The sequence below is a fragment of the Endozoicomonas montiporae CL-33 genome, from assembly GCF_001583435.1.
Taxonomy (GTDB): Bacteria; Pseudomonadota; Gammaproteobacteria; order Pseudomonadales; family Endozoicomonadaceae; genus Endozoicomonas_A; species Endozoicomonas_A montiporae.
Genome location: NZ_CP013251.1, coordinates 4,925,370 through 4,942,597 on the forward strand (window position 1 = coordinate 4,925,370; position 17,228 = coordinate 4,942,597).

The following is a 17,228-nucleotide window of genomic DNA, read 5'->3' on the forward strand; positions in this document are numbered from 1 at the left end:
AACAGAGGCCATATTGCTTTAGATCAAAACTATTACGTATTATCAGTTAAACTCAAAGAGTTTCATTTCTAAAAATACCTTCTGGACTGCATATTTGCGAAACACAATAAAACCTGAATAAACAACAGGCCACACTAACGAAACAAAAGAATTATCGTTAATTTAATTAAATCGAACATCAGCAAGCCTCTATTTTATGTTTGATCTTTTTCTAAAAGGTATTATCGCTGGCATTGTTATTGCCGCACCCGTTGGCCCAATAGGCTTATTGTGCCTGCGTCGTACACTAGAAAATGGTCGGCTGGCAGGTCTTGCTTCTGGCCTTGGAGCTGCAACGGCAGATGGCTTTTATGGCGTGGTGGTAGCGGCAGGTTTTGCGGTTTCCGGGGTACTGGATAGCCATGCCGGTCAAATGAGCGTAGTAGGAGGGCTTTTGGTCACAATTCTTGGGTTGCAGGCATTGCGTGGCTTTCTTAACAACAAAGACCAATCTGCAAACTCTATAACCACTACAGACAAAACCAATATTCTGTCCGCTTTCTCCACAACCTTTATCCTGACCCTGACCAACCCGATGACCATTCTTATGTTCACCGGATTGATTGCTGGCCTGGGCTCCATTGCCGAATCTGAATCTTATTCGGCTTACTGGCTGGTGTGCGGTATTTTTCTGGGCTCAGCGATCTGGTGGATATTTCTGGTGCATATCACGTTGCTTGCCAAATCACGGTTAACTGCTGCCGTCACTCGCTGGTTCGACTTTGTCTCAGGAACACTGCTGCTGTTCTGGGGGTTGTGGTTACTATTCAACAACCTGCTTTAAAAGGCTTCATTCACCCCGACATAGATACCACTGTCACCGTTGCCCCAAGCAAAGTCTGCGCGCAGGTTCACACCCGGCTTCAGCTCATAGCGATAGCCCAGACCCACAGAATGAATCCATGGTTCACTGCCTAGGTCTGACACATCGTCTCCCAGTGTGCCAGCGCCCAGCCAGTACACCATGCCATGTCGTCCCGGCAGATTATGGCGGTATTCCACCTGACTCATCAGCATTTGTTTGCCGCGGTAACGCCCTGTGGTGTAGCCCCTCAGACGATCTTCACCACCCAGTTTGGTGAGGTTATCCCAGGTGACATCACCAAACTTGAACTCCGATGCCAGCTGAAAGGCCAGAACACCCGGCCCCATGGCCTGATATTCCCTGTATTCCAGAGCCAGTTTCTGGAAATGGTGGCTGCGATCGGCAGAGCTGTTATAAAAACCACCATCTGCCTGCAATAAACGACCTTGCTTGGCATTCAGGCCAAAGTCCCTGCTGTCGTACATGGCATGAAAGGTAGCCCCTGCGGTACGGACATCCTGAGGAAAGGCTGATGATGTGACAGGCTGGGTATGATGAGAGTCAACAGAGCCTTTTACATTGTTCTGCCCAAGCGACGCCCCGAATCCAACATAAAATGCAGGTGCCATCTGAAACAGGTATTTAGAGTTAACGACCAGGGTATCCAGTTTGAAGGAGTGCTTATTGTGATTTCTCTTGCCCTTCTTGATGCCGGGACCATAAAAGACATCATGCACTTTTTCGGCAACACCCCAGATATACAAACGACGACGATCTTCCTGAAGGAAAATCTGTGTATCCAGATCGATGCCAATATTGCCTTTTGATGAGCCAAAAACGGTCATGGTAATAGAAGACGGTTGACTGACAGTGTCGTTTTTATCAACTACAAAAAGCCCGACCGAAGAAACTCCCAGTCCAAAACCGGAGTCAGGCGTCGCAAAAGGCCCGGGAACAGCCGCCCAGTCTATGCCATCGTCCGGATTAAATTCCCCATCCCCTCCCAGATTTGCCAGCTCGTGTTCGACCCAGTTTGTCATTCTGTTAAACCAGCCCGGCTCTGCATCAGCGGTTGCGTCGTCTGCGTGAAGTGAAAGGGAGCTAAGCAATAAGAGAACCCCTCCAAAGAGCTTGCCTGATGATCGAATGGGCATATTGGATTATCTACATCTGATGGATAAAAGAGGTGGGGAATACTAGATGTCTGCTTAACAAGCTTCAAGCCACTGTTTCCATGGCATGCAATCTAACCATGAGATAAGTACCTAAACATGAAAACCTTCCGCCTGCTCATGGTTTCTGATAATCATGAACAAGCGGAAGGTTCTTCACTCTTTCTTTAGTCTGTCGTTTTATAGCGTTTGAGCTGCGCAGGTTAACTGCAGCCTGCTGCGCTTCAAGAACTGCCACAGCATCAATACACTGAACAGGGCCGTAAGCGTTTCTGCAAACAGAATACTGGCCCAGATGCCATTTTCAGGAAAGAATCGGGGCAACACGATAATACCCAGAACCACAAACACAAACCCCCGCCCGAGCGACAGCAGTGTCGCCTGATTGGGTTGTGCCGTCGCCTGAAACAGGTTGGCAACGATCATATTCAGCCCCATCAGCGGTGGAGCCAGAAAATAAAATCGCAGCGCTGTTGTTGCCAGTTCAATCAGTTCAGGTCTGCCGACAATATAGAAACGTGCAATGGACTCTGCTGCAAACCAGGCAATAACGAGAAAGCACACACCACAAACAAGTGCTGAACGTAAACCTAAAAACAGCGTTTCCCGAACCCGCACGCCGTTTTGCGCGCCGTGGTTAAAGCTGATGATCGGCTGACAGGCCTGACCAATACCCACCATAGTGAACAGTGCAAACACACCCACATTGGCAGTCAGCCCATAGGCAACTACATGACCTTCGCCGTACTGATTCAACAAGACAATATTGAACAGCATAATGGTCATGGCAGAAGTCAATTCAATAAAAAAGGTGGGCGTACCAATTTTCAGTATGCCGCGCACCTTATCAAAACCCAGACCGGCAAAACTGATGCGCAGATGGCCACGCTTACTGATAAAGTGTGTGAGCAAAATGCATATAATCAGAATCTGTGAAAGACCGGTAGCGAGTGCAGCACCCGTCATACCCCAGCCAAACCGTAGAACAAACACATAATCCAGCAACAGGTTAGCTACTGCACCACCCGACATGGCATACATAGCCAGTCTGGGGTTGGTATCATTGCGAACAAAGCAGGACAGCACCCAGGCCAGTGCATAAATCACGAAAAATTTGAGCATCAAACCAAGGTATTCGTTGGCCAGTTCAGCCATATAACCCCGGGCGCCGACCAGTGCCATCATATCTTCAAGCCAGTACAGACCCGCTGCTACCAGAACCACTGCAATGATTGCAGTAAACAACAGTGACTGGGTAAAAAGTGTCTGGCCTTCCTTCAGATTATTTTTACCAAACTCAATGGACATTAACGCTGCACCACCAATACCGATCATCATGGCAACGGCAGTGAAAAATGAAAAGAACGGCATGGTCAGAGAGATCGCTCCCAACCCTTCTGATCCTACACCTCGACCCACAAACCAGGCATCACCCATAATAAACAGGGATTTAATCAACATGCCGGAAAGAGCCGGTAATAAGTACCGGTAAAATGAAGAGCGCACCGGATCTTCATGCAGATTTATCGTTTTTTTAGACATACGCACACACCTCCCGGAACAGGGAGTTAAAGACAGTGATAAAATGAATGAATGGTATTATCAGGCGGCGGATAAAGTACTGAAAGGGACGGAACGCCTATTCTATGGTGTTATTTAAACACCCGGTCTCGAAAAGCAGCCGGAGATTCTCCAGTGACTCTGCGAAAAAAACGACAGAAATAAGAAGGGTCTTCATAACCCAGCTCTATAGCAATGGTTGTTACCGTTTTTGTTGTGAATGCCAGCTCGCGATGCGCTTCCAGAATAATACGGTCGTGTATTAGAGTAGTGACTGTTTTACCAAGGTATTTCTGAGCCAACTCATTCACTCGCTTTCCGGTAAGGTTGAGTTGACTGGCATAGAACCCTGTTTTTCGCTCCTGCCTGAAATGCTGATCGATGCAAAACAATAGCCGCCCTACGCGTTCATCTTTCAGTTCATTGTCACTGACGCCATCAGACGCATAACCCGCCAGATAATACAAAAAGCTACTTAGCAAGGACTCCTGCAAATCCCAGTCTGGTTTCGATTTGCGATTTTCACGCACCAGAATAGAGAAAAGCATCCCCAGTTCGTGACCGGCGGTTTCATCAATATCAATATAAGGCTCTCTGGACTGATGAAATGAAAACACCTTTTCCAGCATCCGTTTCTGTTTGACATTGTTGTCCAGATAGCCGGGCTTAAAGGTGATCAAACGGACATGGTCGCCCAGTTGGCTGGACTCATGAACCTGCCCGGGAAAAATGGTGTATAGCCGGAGCGCCTTCACCGGATACTCAACGAAGTCGATGCTATGCCTGCCAAAGTCGCGCATGCTCCAGATGATTTCATAGTATTCATGCCGGTGCGGGCGGATATAAGAATCATCGTCATCGAACTCCAGTACGTTCAAAGGGCGACCACCCGGTATGCTGACTCGTGCTATTGAATGGCTCACTGACGTTCTCTGTTTCACCGTGAACACTTGCAATAATAACCCCGAAGCGATTGCAACGGGGTTATCAAAAAGGCTGATTGGGTCAAGCTGCCTTCAGAATACCCTTCTGTTCCAGCTCATCCACATTGACCGGCTTGGTGAAGAACGCTGCGGCACCGGCAATCGCCAGCATCACTGCCGAAATGCTGTAAGCCAGACCATAACCGCCAGTGGCATCCACAACAATACCTGCCATAACCGGGCCCATGAAACCACTGGCACCCCAGGCAAGGTACAGTACGCCGAAGTTAGAGCCGTAGTTTTTGATACCAAAGTAGTCCGCAGTCATCGACGGGAATACACTCAGCAAAGCGCCATAGCTGACACCGGCAACAATGGCACCCGCAATAAAGCCAGCTTCGCCTGTATAGTATGGAAACATCAGCATGTTAGCCGTCTGCATGGCAACCGCCAGCAACAGGGTCGGGGTGCGTCCAATTTTATCAGACAGCATACCCATAAGAATTCGGCCCAGTGTATTGGCCACCGCCAACAGAGAAACCAAATAAGCGACATCTGTCTTATTACCCTGAATGGACGCAATACTGGTGATATTACCAATCAGCATCAAACCGGCAGAAGAAGCAAAAGCAAACGCAATCCACATCAAATAAAACTGACGGGTTCGAACCATTTCACGCCATGTGAAATTACGTGAAGCGGCTTTACCAGCAGGTTCATTGTATCCAGCCGGAACTTCTGGCTGATAACCTGCCGGAGGAGTAACAATAGTAAACGCCAGTGGCAGACCAATCACCAGAACAGCAACACCCAAAGCCATGAAGGTAGCGCTGACGCCCATACTGAGAATCAGGGCACTGCTTAATGGTGCAAGATAAAGTGGTGCCATGCCAAAACCACCGGCAATCAGACCATTCACCATGCCTTTTTTAGAAGGATGAAACCATTTCATTGCCGTCGGGCTGAGACAGGCGTAGGCGAAGCCAATACCGGTTCCCACCAGCACGCCAAAGGTCATTAACAGTGCAAAAGGCGTTGTTGCCATTGATGAGGCCAGCATACCCAGTCCCACCATACCGACACCGGTAATAACGAGTTTTTGAGGCCCCATCCGGTCCTGCAGGTTTCCCGCAGCCAGTACACCCAGGGCAAAAGTGACGACAGCAATCGTATAAGGCAATCCAGCCTCCGCATTAGACCAACCCATCTGGTTGACTAACGCCCTGCTGATGACACTCCAGGCGTATAAAACACCCACACACAGATTTATAAAGACAGCCGCTATAAGGATCTTAAATGCTCGGTTCATTGTTTTTCTCGATTAGTCATCGCTTTTTGCCTGAACGAAAAAGCGACACAATGTATCAGGAAGATGTTTGATAGTTGCTTGGATCAGGCCATAGAAGTGATGGGTAGCGAGTGAGGTAGCAAGTAAGATTATGACTGGCTAGATAGGCGACGCTTACCGATATGGCAGACCTATAATGCGTGTAGCGATGTTAGACCACCCGCCACGGTGTGGAGTATCGCTATTTTTTGCAAAAAAGGTATTGCTCCAGATCATATTTATATCGAAAGTTACAAGAGTTTTCTCAGTCAGATGCACTATCAACAAAAAATGCCCCCGAAGCACAGCAACGGAGGCATTTCTGGTTTTATACATTCAACTGCTGTTTCAGCAGTCAGTATAATCAGGCTTACTGCTTACCAGTGAACTCAGGGTAAGCTTCCATACCACACTCGGTCAGGTCAGCGCCTTCGTATTCTTCTTCTTCAGTAATACGCAGGCCAATCACCGCTTTCACCACACCCCAGACAACCAGTGAAGCACCGAACACCCAGGCGAAGATGGAAACAATACCCAGCAGCTGAGCGCTCAGTGTCGCATCACCATTGGTCAGAGGCACAGCCAGCAGACCCCAGATACCGACGACACCGTGAACAGAGATGGCACCCACCGGATCATCCAGACGCAGCTTGTCGAGAGCAACAATGGCAAATACAACCAGTGAGCCACCCACAGCACCGATCAAGGTTGCAGCCAGAGCCGACGGAGTCAGGGGTTCTGCAGTAATCGCTACCAGACCGGCCAGAGCACCATTCAGAGCCATGGTCAGATCGGCTTTACCAAACAGCAGTCGTGCAACAATCAGCGCAGCAATCACACCACCAGCAGCGCCGGCATTGGTGTTCACAAAAATCTGAGCGACAGCGTTAGCGTTTTCAACATCAGAAATCTTCAGCTGGGAACCACCGTTAAAGCCGAACCAGCCCAGCCAGAGGATAAAGGTTCCCAAAGTCGCCAGCGGCAGGTTAGCGCCCGGCATCGGGTTGATGGAACCATCCTTACCATACTTGCCTTTACGGGCACCCAGCAGCAGAACACCCGCCAGAGCCGCAGCAGCACCCGCCATATGCACCACACCGGAACCTGCGAAGTCCTGGAAACCAGCTTCATTCAGGAAACCGCCGCCCCACTTCCAGAAGCCCTGAACCGGATAGATAAAGCCAGTCATAAACACGGCAAACAGCAGGAACGACCAGAGCTTCATTCGTTCAGCCACTGCACCAGAGACAATGGACATGGCAGTCGCGACAAAGACCACCTGGAAGAAGAAATCTGAACGCAATGAATAGTAAGGCGCATCATCGCCACCGGCGGTAACGGCTTCAACCGAATTTTCACCGCCAATCAAGGTGCCCAGAACCGGCAGGATGCCACCTTCATTGGTGCCCGGATACATGATTGCGTAGCCACACAGTAGATACATGGTGCAGGCAATGGCAAACAGGGCAATGTTTTTGGTCAGTATCTCAACGGTGTTTTTCGAACGTACCAGACCGGCTTCAAGCATAGCAAAACCCGCTGCCATCCACATGACCAGCGCGCCCGACATAAGAAAATAAAATGTGTCGAGTGCATACGACACCTGAGCAAGATTTTCCACGAGTCCCCTCCCCGAAGGAATTCACACTATTATTCTTTTGCTGTAAACGTATTTTTCAGGTGAAAAACAACGACCGTTACAGACTGATTTATTGTTATTGGTTAGCAGATAATGATTAGCAGTCTGCTGACGTTAATCAGATAGCGTCTTCACCGGTTTCGCCGGTACGAATTCGAATCGCTTGCTCCAGCGTGGTGACAAAAATTTTGCCGTCACCAATCTTGCCGGTATTTGCCGCTTTGGAAATGGACTCAATCACCTGGTCCAGCAGGTCATCGGAAATACCCACTTCAATTTTTACCTTGGGCAGAAAGTCCACAACGTATTCGGCTCCACGGTACAGCTCGGTGTGACCTTTCTGACGACCAAAGCCTTTTACTTCAGTGACGGTGATACCCTGCACGCCAATGTCTGACAATGCTTCACGAACATCGTCGAGTTTGAAGGGCTTTATAATGGCTGATACCAACTTCATGCATCTCTCCCGGGTTTTGTTAGCTCTTGGGCAAAAGTAAATAGCTAGCCGAACTAGCTGAAATGTTGAGGAGGGAGCTTAAGTCTACGACTTCCGCCATGGGCGGTTAAGCCCTGCCTCATGATTTTTCTCAGCGATTTCACGACCTGCTGAACCTGATGTTGATAAAGCAGATGCCGTGCCAACTTTTTACCTATGCTGTCAGGGCAAACTGACTGCTAATTTCCGGTGCATGATCAATGATTGCACTCTTTGCGTGCATTGTTTTTTTGCAGGCTTTTGAAGAATGCACCAATAATGTGCAAGAAGAAAAATATCCTCATCACTGCCCTGTGATATGATCCAAACCAATAACAACAGCCATGTACAGCATGTGGCAGTCACCCTTATTCACAGAAAGCCGTCAGGAACCACCATGATCGACAAGGCCGCCATCATCAATAACATCGCCAGCAAGGCAGGTCAGATTCTCAGTGCGGAAAAAAGCAAAACCGCTGAAGATATCGAGCACAATATTAAAGCGCTGGTCAGCAGCACCATGACCAAGTTTGAACTGGTGTCTCAGGACGAGTTCGATGCCCAGATGGCTGTATTGCGTCACACCCGCGAGCGCCTGGAAACGCTAGAAAAGAAAGTGGCAGAACTTGAAGCTGCCATGTCGGGTACATCCGAATAAAACTACGAATAATGCCGCCCATGCCGGGGCGGCTTGCAAATTAACAGGCACCCTTCTGATTCACTGCTATCCTGTCTTCCCGTCCAGCCCCTAAAACGAACAACAAACAGAGGCAAGCCTTTCGTGTCTAAAATCGCGGTTGTACACACTCGTGCCAGAACCGGGCTGGAAGCACCGGCAGTCACTGTAGAGGTTCACTTGTCAGCCGGGCTGCCTGCACTGAATATTGTTGGTTTGCCGGAAACCGCAGTGCGTGAAAGCAAAGACCGGGTACGCAGCGCACTGATCAACAGTGGTTACGAGTTTCCGACCAGCCGGATTACGGTCAACCTGGCACCAGCCGATTTGCCCAAAGAAGGCGGTCGGTTTGATTTGCCCATTGCCCTTGGCATTCTGGCAGCATCAGGCCAGCTACCAGTGGATTCATTGAATGACTACGAGTTTCTCGGCGAGCTTGCCCTTACTGGAAAACTACGTCCGATTACCGGTGCGTTACCTGCCGCCATTGCAGCCAGACAGGCTTCTCACCGTCTGCTGATTCCTGATGACAGTGCACAAACCGCCAGCCTGTGCCGTGAAGCTGAAGTATTTGGGGCGGAAAATCTGTTACAGGTATGTGCCCACCTGACCGGACAAACCGTGTTAGAACCGGTCATTACACATCTGGACAGTACTGAAACCTTCATTTATCCGGATTTATCTGACGTTAAGGGACAACAGCAAGCAAAGCGGGCACTCGCCACCGCTGCGGCAGGCGGACACCACCTGTTGTTTTTCGGACCACCGGGAACGGGGAAAACCATGCTGGCCAGCCGTTTACCGGGTATTCTGCCAGAACTATCGGACGATGAAGCTCTCGAAGTGTCGGCGATTCATTCTCTATCTCTGCAACAGCAGCCCGTAGGATGGAAGCAGCGTCCGTTCAGGAACCCGCATCATACGTCATCTGCCGTTTCACTGGTGGGAGGCGGTACACACCCACGTCCCGGTGAAATATCGTATGCGCATCACGGCGTACTGTTTCTTGACGAATTGCCTGAGTTTCAGAGGCTGGCACTGGAAGTGCTACGCGAACCTCTGGAAACCGGAGAAGTGCTTATTGCCCGCGCCAAAGGGCAGGCAACCTTTCCTGCAGCGTTTCAGCTAGTCACTGCCATGAATCCCTGTCCCTGTGGTTATCTGGGTGATTCTCGCCGAAGTTGCGAGTGCTCTCCCGAACAGGTCAGACGTTATCAGCGCAAAATTTCCGGCCCACTTCTGAATCGTATTGATTTGCAAATTGAAGTGGCCTCACAAAATGCAGCGACATTGTTTCAACAGACAAACTCTGACAACGAATATTCCAGTGAATCCATTCGCAATCTGGTAGTTAAAGCCAGAGCACGACAATTCAAACGACAGGGAAAGACCAATGCGCGTCTGTCAGCCCATGAAATTAACCAACACTGCAAACTGGATGAAGCACAGCAAACCTTTCTGACCAGTCTCTGTGACAAACTGGGGTATTCGGCCAGAGCCGTACATCGTATTCTCAGGGTAGCTCGTACTCTGGCAGACATTGATGAACAGAAGCAGATTCAGAAAAATCATCTGGCAGAGGCCATTCATTACCGAAAGCTTGATCGGGAACGCCTGCAAAAATAGCCTAAAGTGATCGGCAGTATGTTTTTACCTGTCACTCCCCCAAGGCAAGATTCAGGCTGAAATAGCCAGCTTCACCTTTTTCATTGCATTCTTCTCAAGCTGACGAATACGCTCGGCAGACACACCGTATTTATCTGCCAGCTCATGGAGGGTCGCTTTTTCTTCACTCAACCAGCGTTGCTGGAGAATGTCCTGACTGCGCTCATCCAGCTGTGCCAGTGCGTTACGCAACATATTAACGGATGACTGCGACCAGTCACTGTCTTCCAGCAATGTGGCCGGATCGTGGCTTTTGTCTTCCAGATAATGAGCAGGCGCCTGATAAGCATGATCATCGTCGTCTGTTGCATAGCCATCAAAGGCTGTATCCTGCCCCGCCATACGACCTTCCATTTCCCGCACGACGTTAGGCTCTACCCCCAGATCGTTGGCCACCGACTTGACTTCGTCGCTGGTGAACCAGGAAAGACGCTTTTTGGAGCTGCGCAGGTTGAAGAACAGTTTACGCTGGGCCTTGGTGGTGGCGATTTTGACAATTCGCCAGTTTTTCAGAATATATTCGTGAATTTCCGCTTTAATCCAGTGCACAGCAAAAGACACCAGACGTACACCAACTTCAGGATTAAAACGTTTTACTGCCTTCATCAGACCTACATTGCCTTCCTGAACCAGGTCGGAAATCGGCAGGCCATAACCGGTATAGCTTTTGGCAATATGCACGACAAAACGCAGGTGCGACATAACCAGCTGGCGGGCAGCTTCAAGATCATTTTTATAGTAAAGGCGATCTGCGATAGAACGCTCTTCTTCAGCAGACAACACAGCAATGCTGCTAACGCCCTGCATGTACGCTTCAATATTGCGTCCTGGCACTAACATATCAACTGGTTGAAGACTGGTTCCCATAATTAACTCCAGTGGAGTGCAATACAGGCACTCATCTAATCATTCCGACCTTAATAAAGGCGTCAATGGAAAATATCATTTCCCATTATATCAAAATTTACCATTTCTGAAGCCAGTCACTTTACAGGATTATTGCCCCATTTACAGTGACCAACTCCATCTTTACGTCATGTCAATATTGCGAATATGACGCTGACAGCTGACTGCTGCGCCTGCGACACCCAATACAATACCACTGAATATCAGGGTTAGCAGAACGCTGATTCCCGGCCCTTTCGGGGCAAATGAACTGCCATACAGGCCAGCCAGCTCCAATACATTAGACATTAAACCCAACAAAACCGCCCAGGAAACCAGGTAAGCCAGAAGGGCTCCACCCAACCCGTACCATACTCCGGCATAAAGGAAAGGCAGCATCACAAAGCCATCGGTACCGCCCACCAGCTTGATAACTTTTATCTCATCACGCCGGCTTTCAATACCCAAACGCACAGTATTACCTATCGCCAGAATAACGGTAATCCCCAGCAATAGTGACAACAACAGGGCAAATTGATCCAGCAGATCAACAATAGACTGCAAACGCTGTACCCATTCCCTGTCGAGTTTTGACTCCAGAATACCGGAAACGTTCTGGTAGCGTTCTGCCAACCCATCCATTTCTTCATAGGTCAGGCCGGGAATGGGCAAGACTTCAATCACTCCGGGTAAAGGATTAAACCCAAGAGCATTAACGACCCCCTGCATATCGGTTTTCTGCTGAAACTCTTGCAAGCCTTCATCAGGAGAGATGTAGGCTATAGAATCCACATCCGGATCGTTGGCAATTTCAGCGCGAATATTGGCAATTTGCGAGCGATTCAGGTCGGCATCAAGATAAACAGAAATACGGGGATTACCTTCCCAGCCATTACCCAGCACCTGCAGATTAGCAATCAACAGATACATCAGGGCAGGCAGTGCAAACGCGACACCAATCATTAAACAGTTCAGCAGTGTGGACACTGGTGCCTGAATCAACCGGCGGAAGGATTCAACCGCATTCTGTCGGTGCAGCGCTTTCAGGTAAGTAAAACTGAAGCCACCGGCTTCGTGCTTTGCAGCGCCTCGCTCGGCATCAGATTCCTGCCTGATATCCGGGCTTTTGGCTGGTTTGCGAGCCTTGCTGTCGCTTCGTGAGCCGTTACGACGACCTTTTCTGGGAAACATGATCAGGCCACCTCCTGATCATTCACCAGCAACCCCTGATCCAGAGTCAGCACCCGGTGCCGCATACGAGCCACCAGCGCAAGATCATGACTGGCAATCAGTACGGTAACGCCAATCTGGTTAAAGTTCTCAAACAGTTTCATTACTTCGGCAGAGAGATTCGGGTCAAGGTTACCGGTAGGTTCATCAGCCAGAATCACCGGAGGGCGATTCACCACGGCACGAGCCAAACCCACCCTCTGCTGCTGTCCACCCGACAGGGAAGAAGGCAGCATTTTTTCCTTGTTAAGCAAACCGACCATATCCAGTGCAGCGCGCACCCGACCGGCAGCTTCTTCACGGGAAACACCGGCAATCGTCAGCGGCAGGGCAACATTATCGAAGACAGAGCGATCAAACAGTAGCTGATGATCCTGAAACACCAGCCCGATGTTCCGCCGAAAATAGGGAACCTGACCGTGATTCAGGTCTTTAACGTTATGTCCACCCACCAGCACCTGACCACTGGTGGCCTGCTCCATGCGCATAATCAACTTGAGCAGGGTACTTTTACCCGCTCCGGAGTGACCTGTGAGAAAGGCAATCTCACCCCGGCGCAGGTGGAAGCTGACATTCTCCAGCCCCACATGCCCTCCCGGGTAACGCTTGCAGACATTGTCAAAGCGTATCATTCAGCATCCTGCTTACGTTAGGTATCAGATTTTCTGTCGAAAAGGGCTTCAACAAATTCGCTGGCATTAAATGGTCGCAAATCGTCAATCTGCTCACCCACACCCAGAAAACGAATGGGCAGCTGCATCTGTTTGGACAGGGCAAAAATAACACCGCCTTTTGCAGTACCATCCAGCTTGGTCAGAGCCAGACCAGACAGTTCAACCGCTTCATTGAAGATTTTGGCCTGATTCAGGGCATTCTGACCCGTACCGGCATCCAGCACCAGCAGGGTTTCGTGCGGCGCGCTGTCGTCCAGCTTACCCAACACCCGCTTCACTTTCTTCAGCTCTTCCATCAGGTTGTCTTTGTTGTGCAGACGACCGGCGGTATCAGCAATCAGAACATCAACACCACGAGCTTTAGCCGCTTCGAATGCATCGTAAATGACAGAAGCACTGTCAGCACCAGTGTGCTGGGCTACTACTGGAATGTTATTGCGCTCGCCCCACACCTGAAGCTGTTCAACCGCAGCGGCACGGAACGTATCGCCCGCCGCCAACATCACGCTTTTACCTTCCGCCTGAAGTTTGCGTGCCACCTTGCCAATGGTTGTGGTTTTGCCCACACCATTAACACCGACCACCAACATGACAAACGGGGCTTTTTGCCCATCAATCACCAATGGTTTGTCTGCAGGCACCAGAATGCCCTGGAGTTCCTGCTTCAGAGCTTCCATCAGCGCGTCGGCATCGTCCAGCTCTTTACGGCTGACACGCTGAGTCAGTCGCTTGATGATCTCGGTGGTTGCTTCAACACCAACGTCTGCTACCAACAACTGGGTTTCCAGTTCTTCCAGCAGATCGTCGTCGATCTCCTTTTTACCAATGAAGATATCAGCCACACCCTCAACCAGAGCGGTTCGGGTTTTGCTGAGCCCTTTCTTCATGCGGGCAAAGAAACCGAGCTTTTCTTCCTTAGGTTCAGGCTGAGGAGCAACAGCAACATCCTGAACTGGCTCTGGCTCTGGCTCTGGCTCTGGCTCTGGCTCTGGCTCTGGCTCTGGCTCTGGCTCTACAGGAGCTTCCTGTACCGGTTCAGCCTCTTCAACAATCGTTTCAACTTTTTGAGGCTCTTCTATTTCTTCTGGCTCAGCCACCACCGCTTCAGACAGTGCTGCCACTTCCGGCTGCTCAGCAGCAGGTTCATCAGCCTGTTCCGGCTCGACAGGAGCAACCACCTCAGTGGGAACCTGCTCATTACGCTCAACAACAGGTTCTACTGGCGCTTCAACAATAGACTCAGCAACGGGCTCTGCCGCTGCTTCAACATTATCCTGGGTATTGTCCACGGTTTCCGGGGCTTGGGTTTTCTCCTCCCTGCGTCCCCAGGGCCAAAAACGTCGCTTGGCCTTCTTCTCATCATTTTTGCGAGAACCGAACATAGACTACTTCATCAAATGGTTTTGGATAGGCCACTGCCGAATTTGCAGTGGGTATAAATCAAGTGCGTATCCTATCTTAAATCACGTTTGCAAGAAACGAACTTTCCCTGCCCTTACGGAGTCTAATCCCCTGCAACTGAGTTGTTGTGAGGAAAAACAGGCACGGCATGGAATCAACCACCGGAAAAACGCATGGAACAGGAACAGCCTTTATCAAACTCCAGAATGCTGATTTGGAGCCTTATTGTAGTAGCGGGCGTATTGCTTCTGGCTGCTTTTCCATTGCCTGTGCCTGAAAAAATGGCGGGTAATCAGGGTAAACCTGAACACCGGGCGAGCCTGAAACAACAAACACTGGGGGCTATTGCCTGTGAATCCGGCTCCCACATCAATGTTCGAATCAGCTTCTCCAATGCTCATCCAAACCTTCCGGGCTTCTCCTGCTCTGAATATATCCCTGCAAAAACACCACTGCTCAAACAACTCACAAACACCAGCAAACCTCTGGTTATCTCCTTTGAACCGTGATTTTGCTACAATCGCCCTCCTTTGATTGTTTAGAGATTGCACTAATGGCAAGAAAAACGCCCGGCAAAGCCTCTTCCAGAGGCGGAAGTGGTCAGATTCGTATTATTGCCGGTGATTGGCGTGGCAGAAAGCTGCCCGTTGCTGACCTTCCCGGGCTGCGTCCGACGTCTGACCGGGTACGTGAAACGGTTTTTAACTGGCTGGCACCTTACCTTCCCGGAGCACGGGTTCTGGACTGCTTCAGCGGTACAGGTGCATTGTCTCTGGAAGCATTATCCCGTGGTGCTAAAGAAGCCGTCATGCTGGAAATGGCAACACCTGCTGTGAAGATGTTAAAAAGCAATCTGTCACTGCTGAAAGCCGACAATGGGCAGGTAGTGGCGACCAACAGCCTGCAGTTTCTCAGCAAGTCCTGCGTAGAAGCATTTGACGTTATTTTTCTTGACCCTCCTTTCCGTCAGGGAATGCTGGAAGAAACCTGTCATTTATTACAAACCAACGGTTATGTGCACGAACAGACTATCGTTTATGTCGAAGTAGAAAAAGAACTGGACCCACTGCCAGTGCCTGATAACTGGCAACCATTGAAATCAAAGCAGGCCGGGCAGGTGAGCTTTAATCTTATGTCGTGCTGAACATACTGTGCTCTCTTTCCATCAAATCCGACTCATGAAGAGGGCGCATTATCCATCCCTCAAAATACCGAACATTCGAAGACAAAAACCCTCAGATTCTCCCTCTTTGCCACACTTTAAAGCCGACCAAATAGTGGACGCGCCCCATTTATCTAAGTAATCTTCACTGCGCTGATCCTGATCAAAAAAAGTATTGCCGGTTCGACTTAAGATGCCGGCTCATAACGATTTCAAACCTATTGTATTTATAAAACCTAAGGAGCGGTTTCATGAAACAACCTGTACGCATTGCGGTGACCGGCGCAGCTGGCAACATCAGCTATTCTCTGCTGTTCAAGATTGCTGCCGGTGAAATGCTGGGTACAGATCAGCCAGTTATCCTGCAACTGGTTGAGATTCCACAGGCGATGGACAAGCTGCGCGGTGTCGCCATGGAGCTGGAAGACTGCTCATTCCCACTGGTTCACGGTATTACCCTGCACGACAATCCATTCGATGGGTTCAAGGGCATTCATTACGCCATGCTGGTTGGCGCCCGTCCTCGCTCCAAGGGCATGGAGCGTGCAGACCTTCTGGAAGCCAATGCTGCCATCTTCTCTGAACAGGGCAAGGCACTGAACGACGTAGCAAACCGCGATGTAAAAGCCCTGGTTATCGGTAACCCGGCCAACACCAACTGTCTGATCCTGTCCCGTAATGCTCCTGATCTGGATCCATCCCAGTTCTGTGCCATGACCCGTCTGGACCACAACCGTTCACTGGGCATCCTGGGCAACAAGCTGGGTGTAAACCCGTCTGACATCGACGGTGTAACCGTTTGGGGCAACCACTCCCCAACCATGTACCCGGATCTGCACAATGCAACCGCTCTGGGCGAGTCGGTTATCGATCAGATTGATGAAAGCTGGTACAAAACCGAATTCACTCCTCGCATCCAGAAGCGTGGCGCTGAAATCATTGAATGGCGTGGTCTGTCTTCTGCCGCATCTGCCGCACAGGCGGGTCTGGATCACATGCGTGACTGGGCACTGGGCAGCGAAGGCAAGATTGTCAGCATGGGTATCATTTCCGATGGCAGCTACGGCGTAGCCAAAGGCATTTACTACTCCTTCCCGTGCATCTGTGAATTCGGCAGCTACCAGATTGTTAAAGATCTGGAAGTGAACGAATACGGCCAGTCCATGATGAAGAAGACCGAGCAGGAACTGCTGGAAGAAAAAGCAGCTGTTGATCATCTGCTGCCAGCTGACACTGCTGAAAGCCGTGAAAACCTGAGAACGTCTACCGACGGTCAGACCCAGTTTGACAACGGTGTTGATGCTGCTTCTGCATACTACAAAGCGGATCGTATCTGCTGATATACCCATCGCCTTTGAAGATGTGGGGGTGTTGGCTGCTCTTGCTCACCCCAATCACCTACTATTCGCAGGCTCACTGGCAACGCTCCCAGCGTTGCTCAGCACATACACTCCATCCGTGGAGATAACGGGGCTTCGCTCGTTTGCCGCCTACCCACATCTCCAAATCCAATGGGTACAAGCCCATACAATGTTAGCTCCGTCCGGGGCTAACATCCTCAATCCTCCCTGAAGTGACAAATTTCACCCTTTAAC

At 50.0% G+C, this 17,228-nt stretch carries 16 protein-coding genes; 6 read left to right on the forward strand and 10 right to left on the reverse strand.

Going from position 1 to position 17,228, the window contains the following annotated elements:
• The first annotated feature begins 196 nt into the window (after positions 1–196).
• A complete protein-coding gene (locus tag EZMO1_RS22710; RefSeq protein ID WP_034877990.1) occupies positions 197–823 on the forward strand; it encodes a LysE family translocator in 627 nt (208 codons plus the stop codon).
• Here the strand turns inward: EZMO1_RS22710 and EZMO1_RS22715 are convergent.
• The 6 genes from EZMO1_RS22715 to glnK form a co-directional block, all read right to left on the reverse strand.
• Positions 820–1,953 carry a BamA/TamA family outer membrane protein gene (locus tag EZMO1_RS22715; RefSeq protein ID WP_051790420.1) on the reverse strand — a complete coding sequence of 378 codons (1,134 nt, stop codon included), beginning with the start codon at positions 1,951–1,953 and terminating at the stop codon, positions 820–822. The two genes, EZMO1_RS22710 and EZMO1_RS22715, sit on opposite strands and share 4 nt — an antisense overlap.
• A gap of 243 nt (positions 1,954–2,196) precedes the next feature.
• Positions 2,197–3,558: an MATE family efflux transporter gene (locus EZMO1_RS22720; RefSeq protein WP_034877988.1), complete on the reverse strand. Its 1,362-nt coding sequence runs from the start codon at positions 3,556–3,558 to the stop codon at positions 2,197–2,199.
• Positions 3,559–3,668: 110 nt separating this feature from the next.
• A complete protein-coding gene (locus EZMO1_RS22725) occupies positions 3,669–4,499 on the reverse strand; it encodes an AraC family transcriptional regulator (protein ID WP_034877987.1) in 831 nt (276 codons plus the stop codon).
• An 82-nt stretch (positions 4,500–4,581) separates the two neighbouring features.
• On the reverse strand, positions 4,582–5,808 hold the full coding sequence (locus EZMO1_RS22730) for an L-lactate MFS transporter (protein ID WP_034877986.1): 1,227 nt from the start codon (positions 5,806–5,808) through the stop codon (positions 4,582–4,584).
• A gap of 388 nt (positions 5,809–6,196) precedes the next feature.
• Positions 6,197–7,396 carry an ammonium transporter gene (locus EZMO1_RS22735; RefSeq protein WP_051790415.1) on the reverse strand — a complete coding sequence of 400 codons (1,200 nt, stop codon included), beginning with the start codon at positions 7,394–7,396 and terminating at the stop codon, positions 6,197–6,199.
• A 187-nt stretch (positions 7,397–7,583) separates the two neighbouring features.
• Positions 7,584–7,922 (reverse strand): P-II family nitrogen regulator, encoded by a 339-nt coding sequence (glnK, locus tag EZMO1_RS22740; RefSeq protein ID WP_034877984.1) that lies wholly within the window; start codon positions 7,920–7,922, stop codon positions 7,584–7,586.
• Between the two features lie 337 nt (positions 7,923–8,259).
• On the opposite strand from glnK, the gene EZMO1_RS22745 reads away from it, so the two are divergent.
• Both EZMO1_RS22745 and EZMO1_RS22750 read left to right on the forward strand, forming a co-directional pair.
• Positions 8,260–8,598 carry an accessory factor UbiK family protein gene (locus EZMO1_RS22745; RefSeq protein WP_051790413.1) on the forward strand — a complete coding sequence of 113 codons (339 nt, stop codon included), beginning with the start codon at positions 8,260–8,262 and terminating at the stop codon, positions 8,596–8,598.
• 123 nt (positions 8,599–8,721) lie between these two features.
• The gene (locus tag EZMO1_RS22750) at positions 8,722–10,242 is read left to right on the forward strand and encodes a YifB family Mg chelatase-like AAA ATPase (protein WP_082212279.1); all 1,521 of its coding nucleotides are present in this window, start codon (positions 8,722–8,724) and stop codon (positions 10,240–10,242) included.
• Positions 10,243–10,293: 51 nt separating this feature from the next.
• Here EZMO1_RS22750 and rpoH read toward each other — a convergent pair whose 3' ends face one another.
• The 4 genes from rpoH to ftsY form a co-directional block, all read right to left on the reverse strand.
• Positions 10,294–11,148, reverse strand: a complete 855-nt coding sequence (rpoH, locus tag EZMO1_RS22755; RefSeq protein ID WP_034877983.1) for an RNA polymerase sigma factor RpoH — start codon at positions 11,146–11,148, stop codon at positions 10,294–10,296.
• Positions 11,149–11,310: 162 nt separating this feature from the next.
• Positions 11,311–12,357: a permease-like cell division protein FtsX gene (ftsX, locus tag EZMO1_RS22760; protein ID WP_051790412.1), complete on the reverse strand. Its 1,047-nt coding sequence runs from the start codon at positions 12,355–12,357 to the stop codon at positions 11,311–11,313.
• A gap of 2 nt (positions 12,358–12,359) precedes the next feature.
• Positions 12,360–13,028, reverse strand: a complete 669-nt coding sequence (gene ftsE, locus EZMO1_RS22765; protein WP_034877982.1) for a cell division ATP-binding protein FtsE — start codon at positions 13,026–13,028, stop codon at positions 12,360–12,362.
• Between the two features lie 17 nt (positions 13,029–13,045).
• A complete protein-coding gene (gene ftsY / locus EZMO1_RS22770) occupies positions 13,046–14,452 on the reverse strand; it encodes a signal recognition particle-docking protein FtsY (protein WP_034877981.1) in 1,407 nt (468 codons plus the stop codon).
• 192 nt (positions 14,453–14,644) lie between these two features.
• Between ftsY and EZMO1_RS22775 the strand changes: the two genes are divergently transcribed.
• The 3 genes from EZMO1_RS22775 to EZMO1_RS22785 all read left to right on the forward strand — a co-directional run bounded on the left by EZMO1_RS22775 (position 14,645) and on the right by EZMO1_RS22785 (position 16,973).
• Positions 14,645–14,980 (forward strand): hypothetical protein, encoded by a 336-nt coding sequence (locus tag EZMO1_RS22775; RefSeq protein ID WP_034877980.1) that lies wholly within the window; start codon positions 14,645–14,647, stop codon positions 14,978–14,980.
• Between the two features lie 44 nt (positions 14,981–15,024).
• On the forward strand, positions 15,025–15,615 hold the full coding sequence (gene rsmD / locus EZMO1_RS22780; protein WP_034877979.1) for a 16S rRNA (guanine(966)-N(2))-methyltransferase RsmD: 591 nt from the start codon (positions 15,025–15,027) through the stop codon (positions 15,613–15,615).
• A gap of 269 nt (positions 15,616–15,884) precedes the next feature.
• On the forward strand, positions 15,885–16,973 hold the full coding sequence (locus tag EZMO1_RS22785) for a malate dehydrogenase (protein WP_034877978.1): 1,089 nt from the start codon (positions 15,885–15,887) through the stop codon (positions 16,971–16,973).
• Positions 16,974–17,228: the final 255 nt, after the last annotated feature.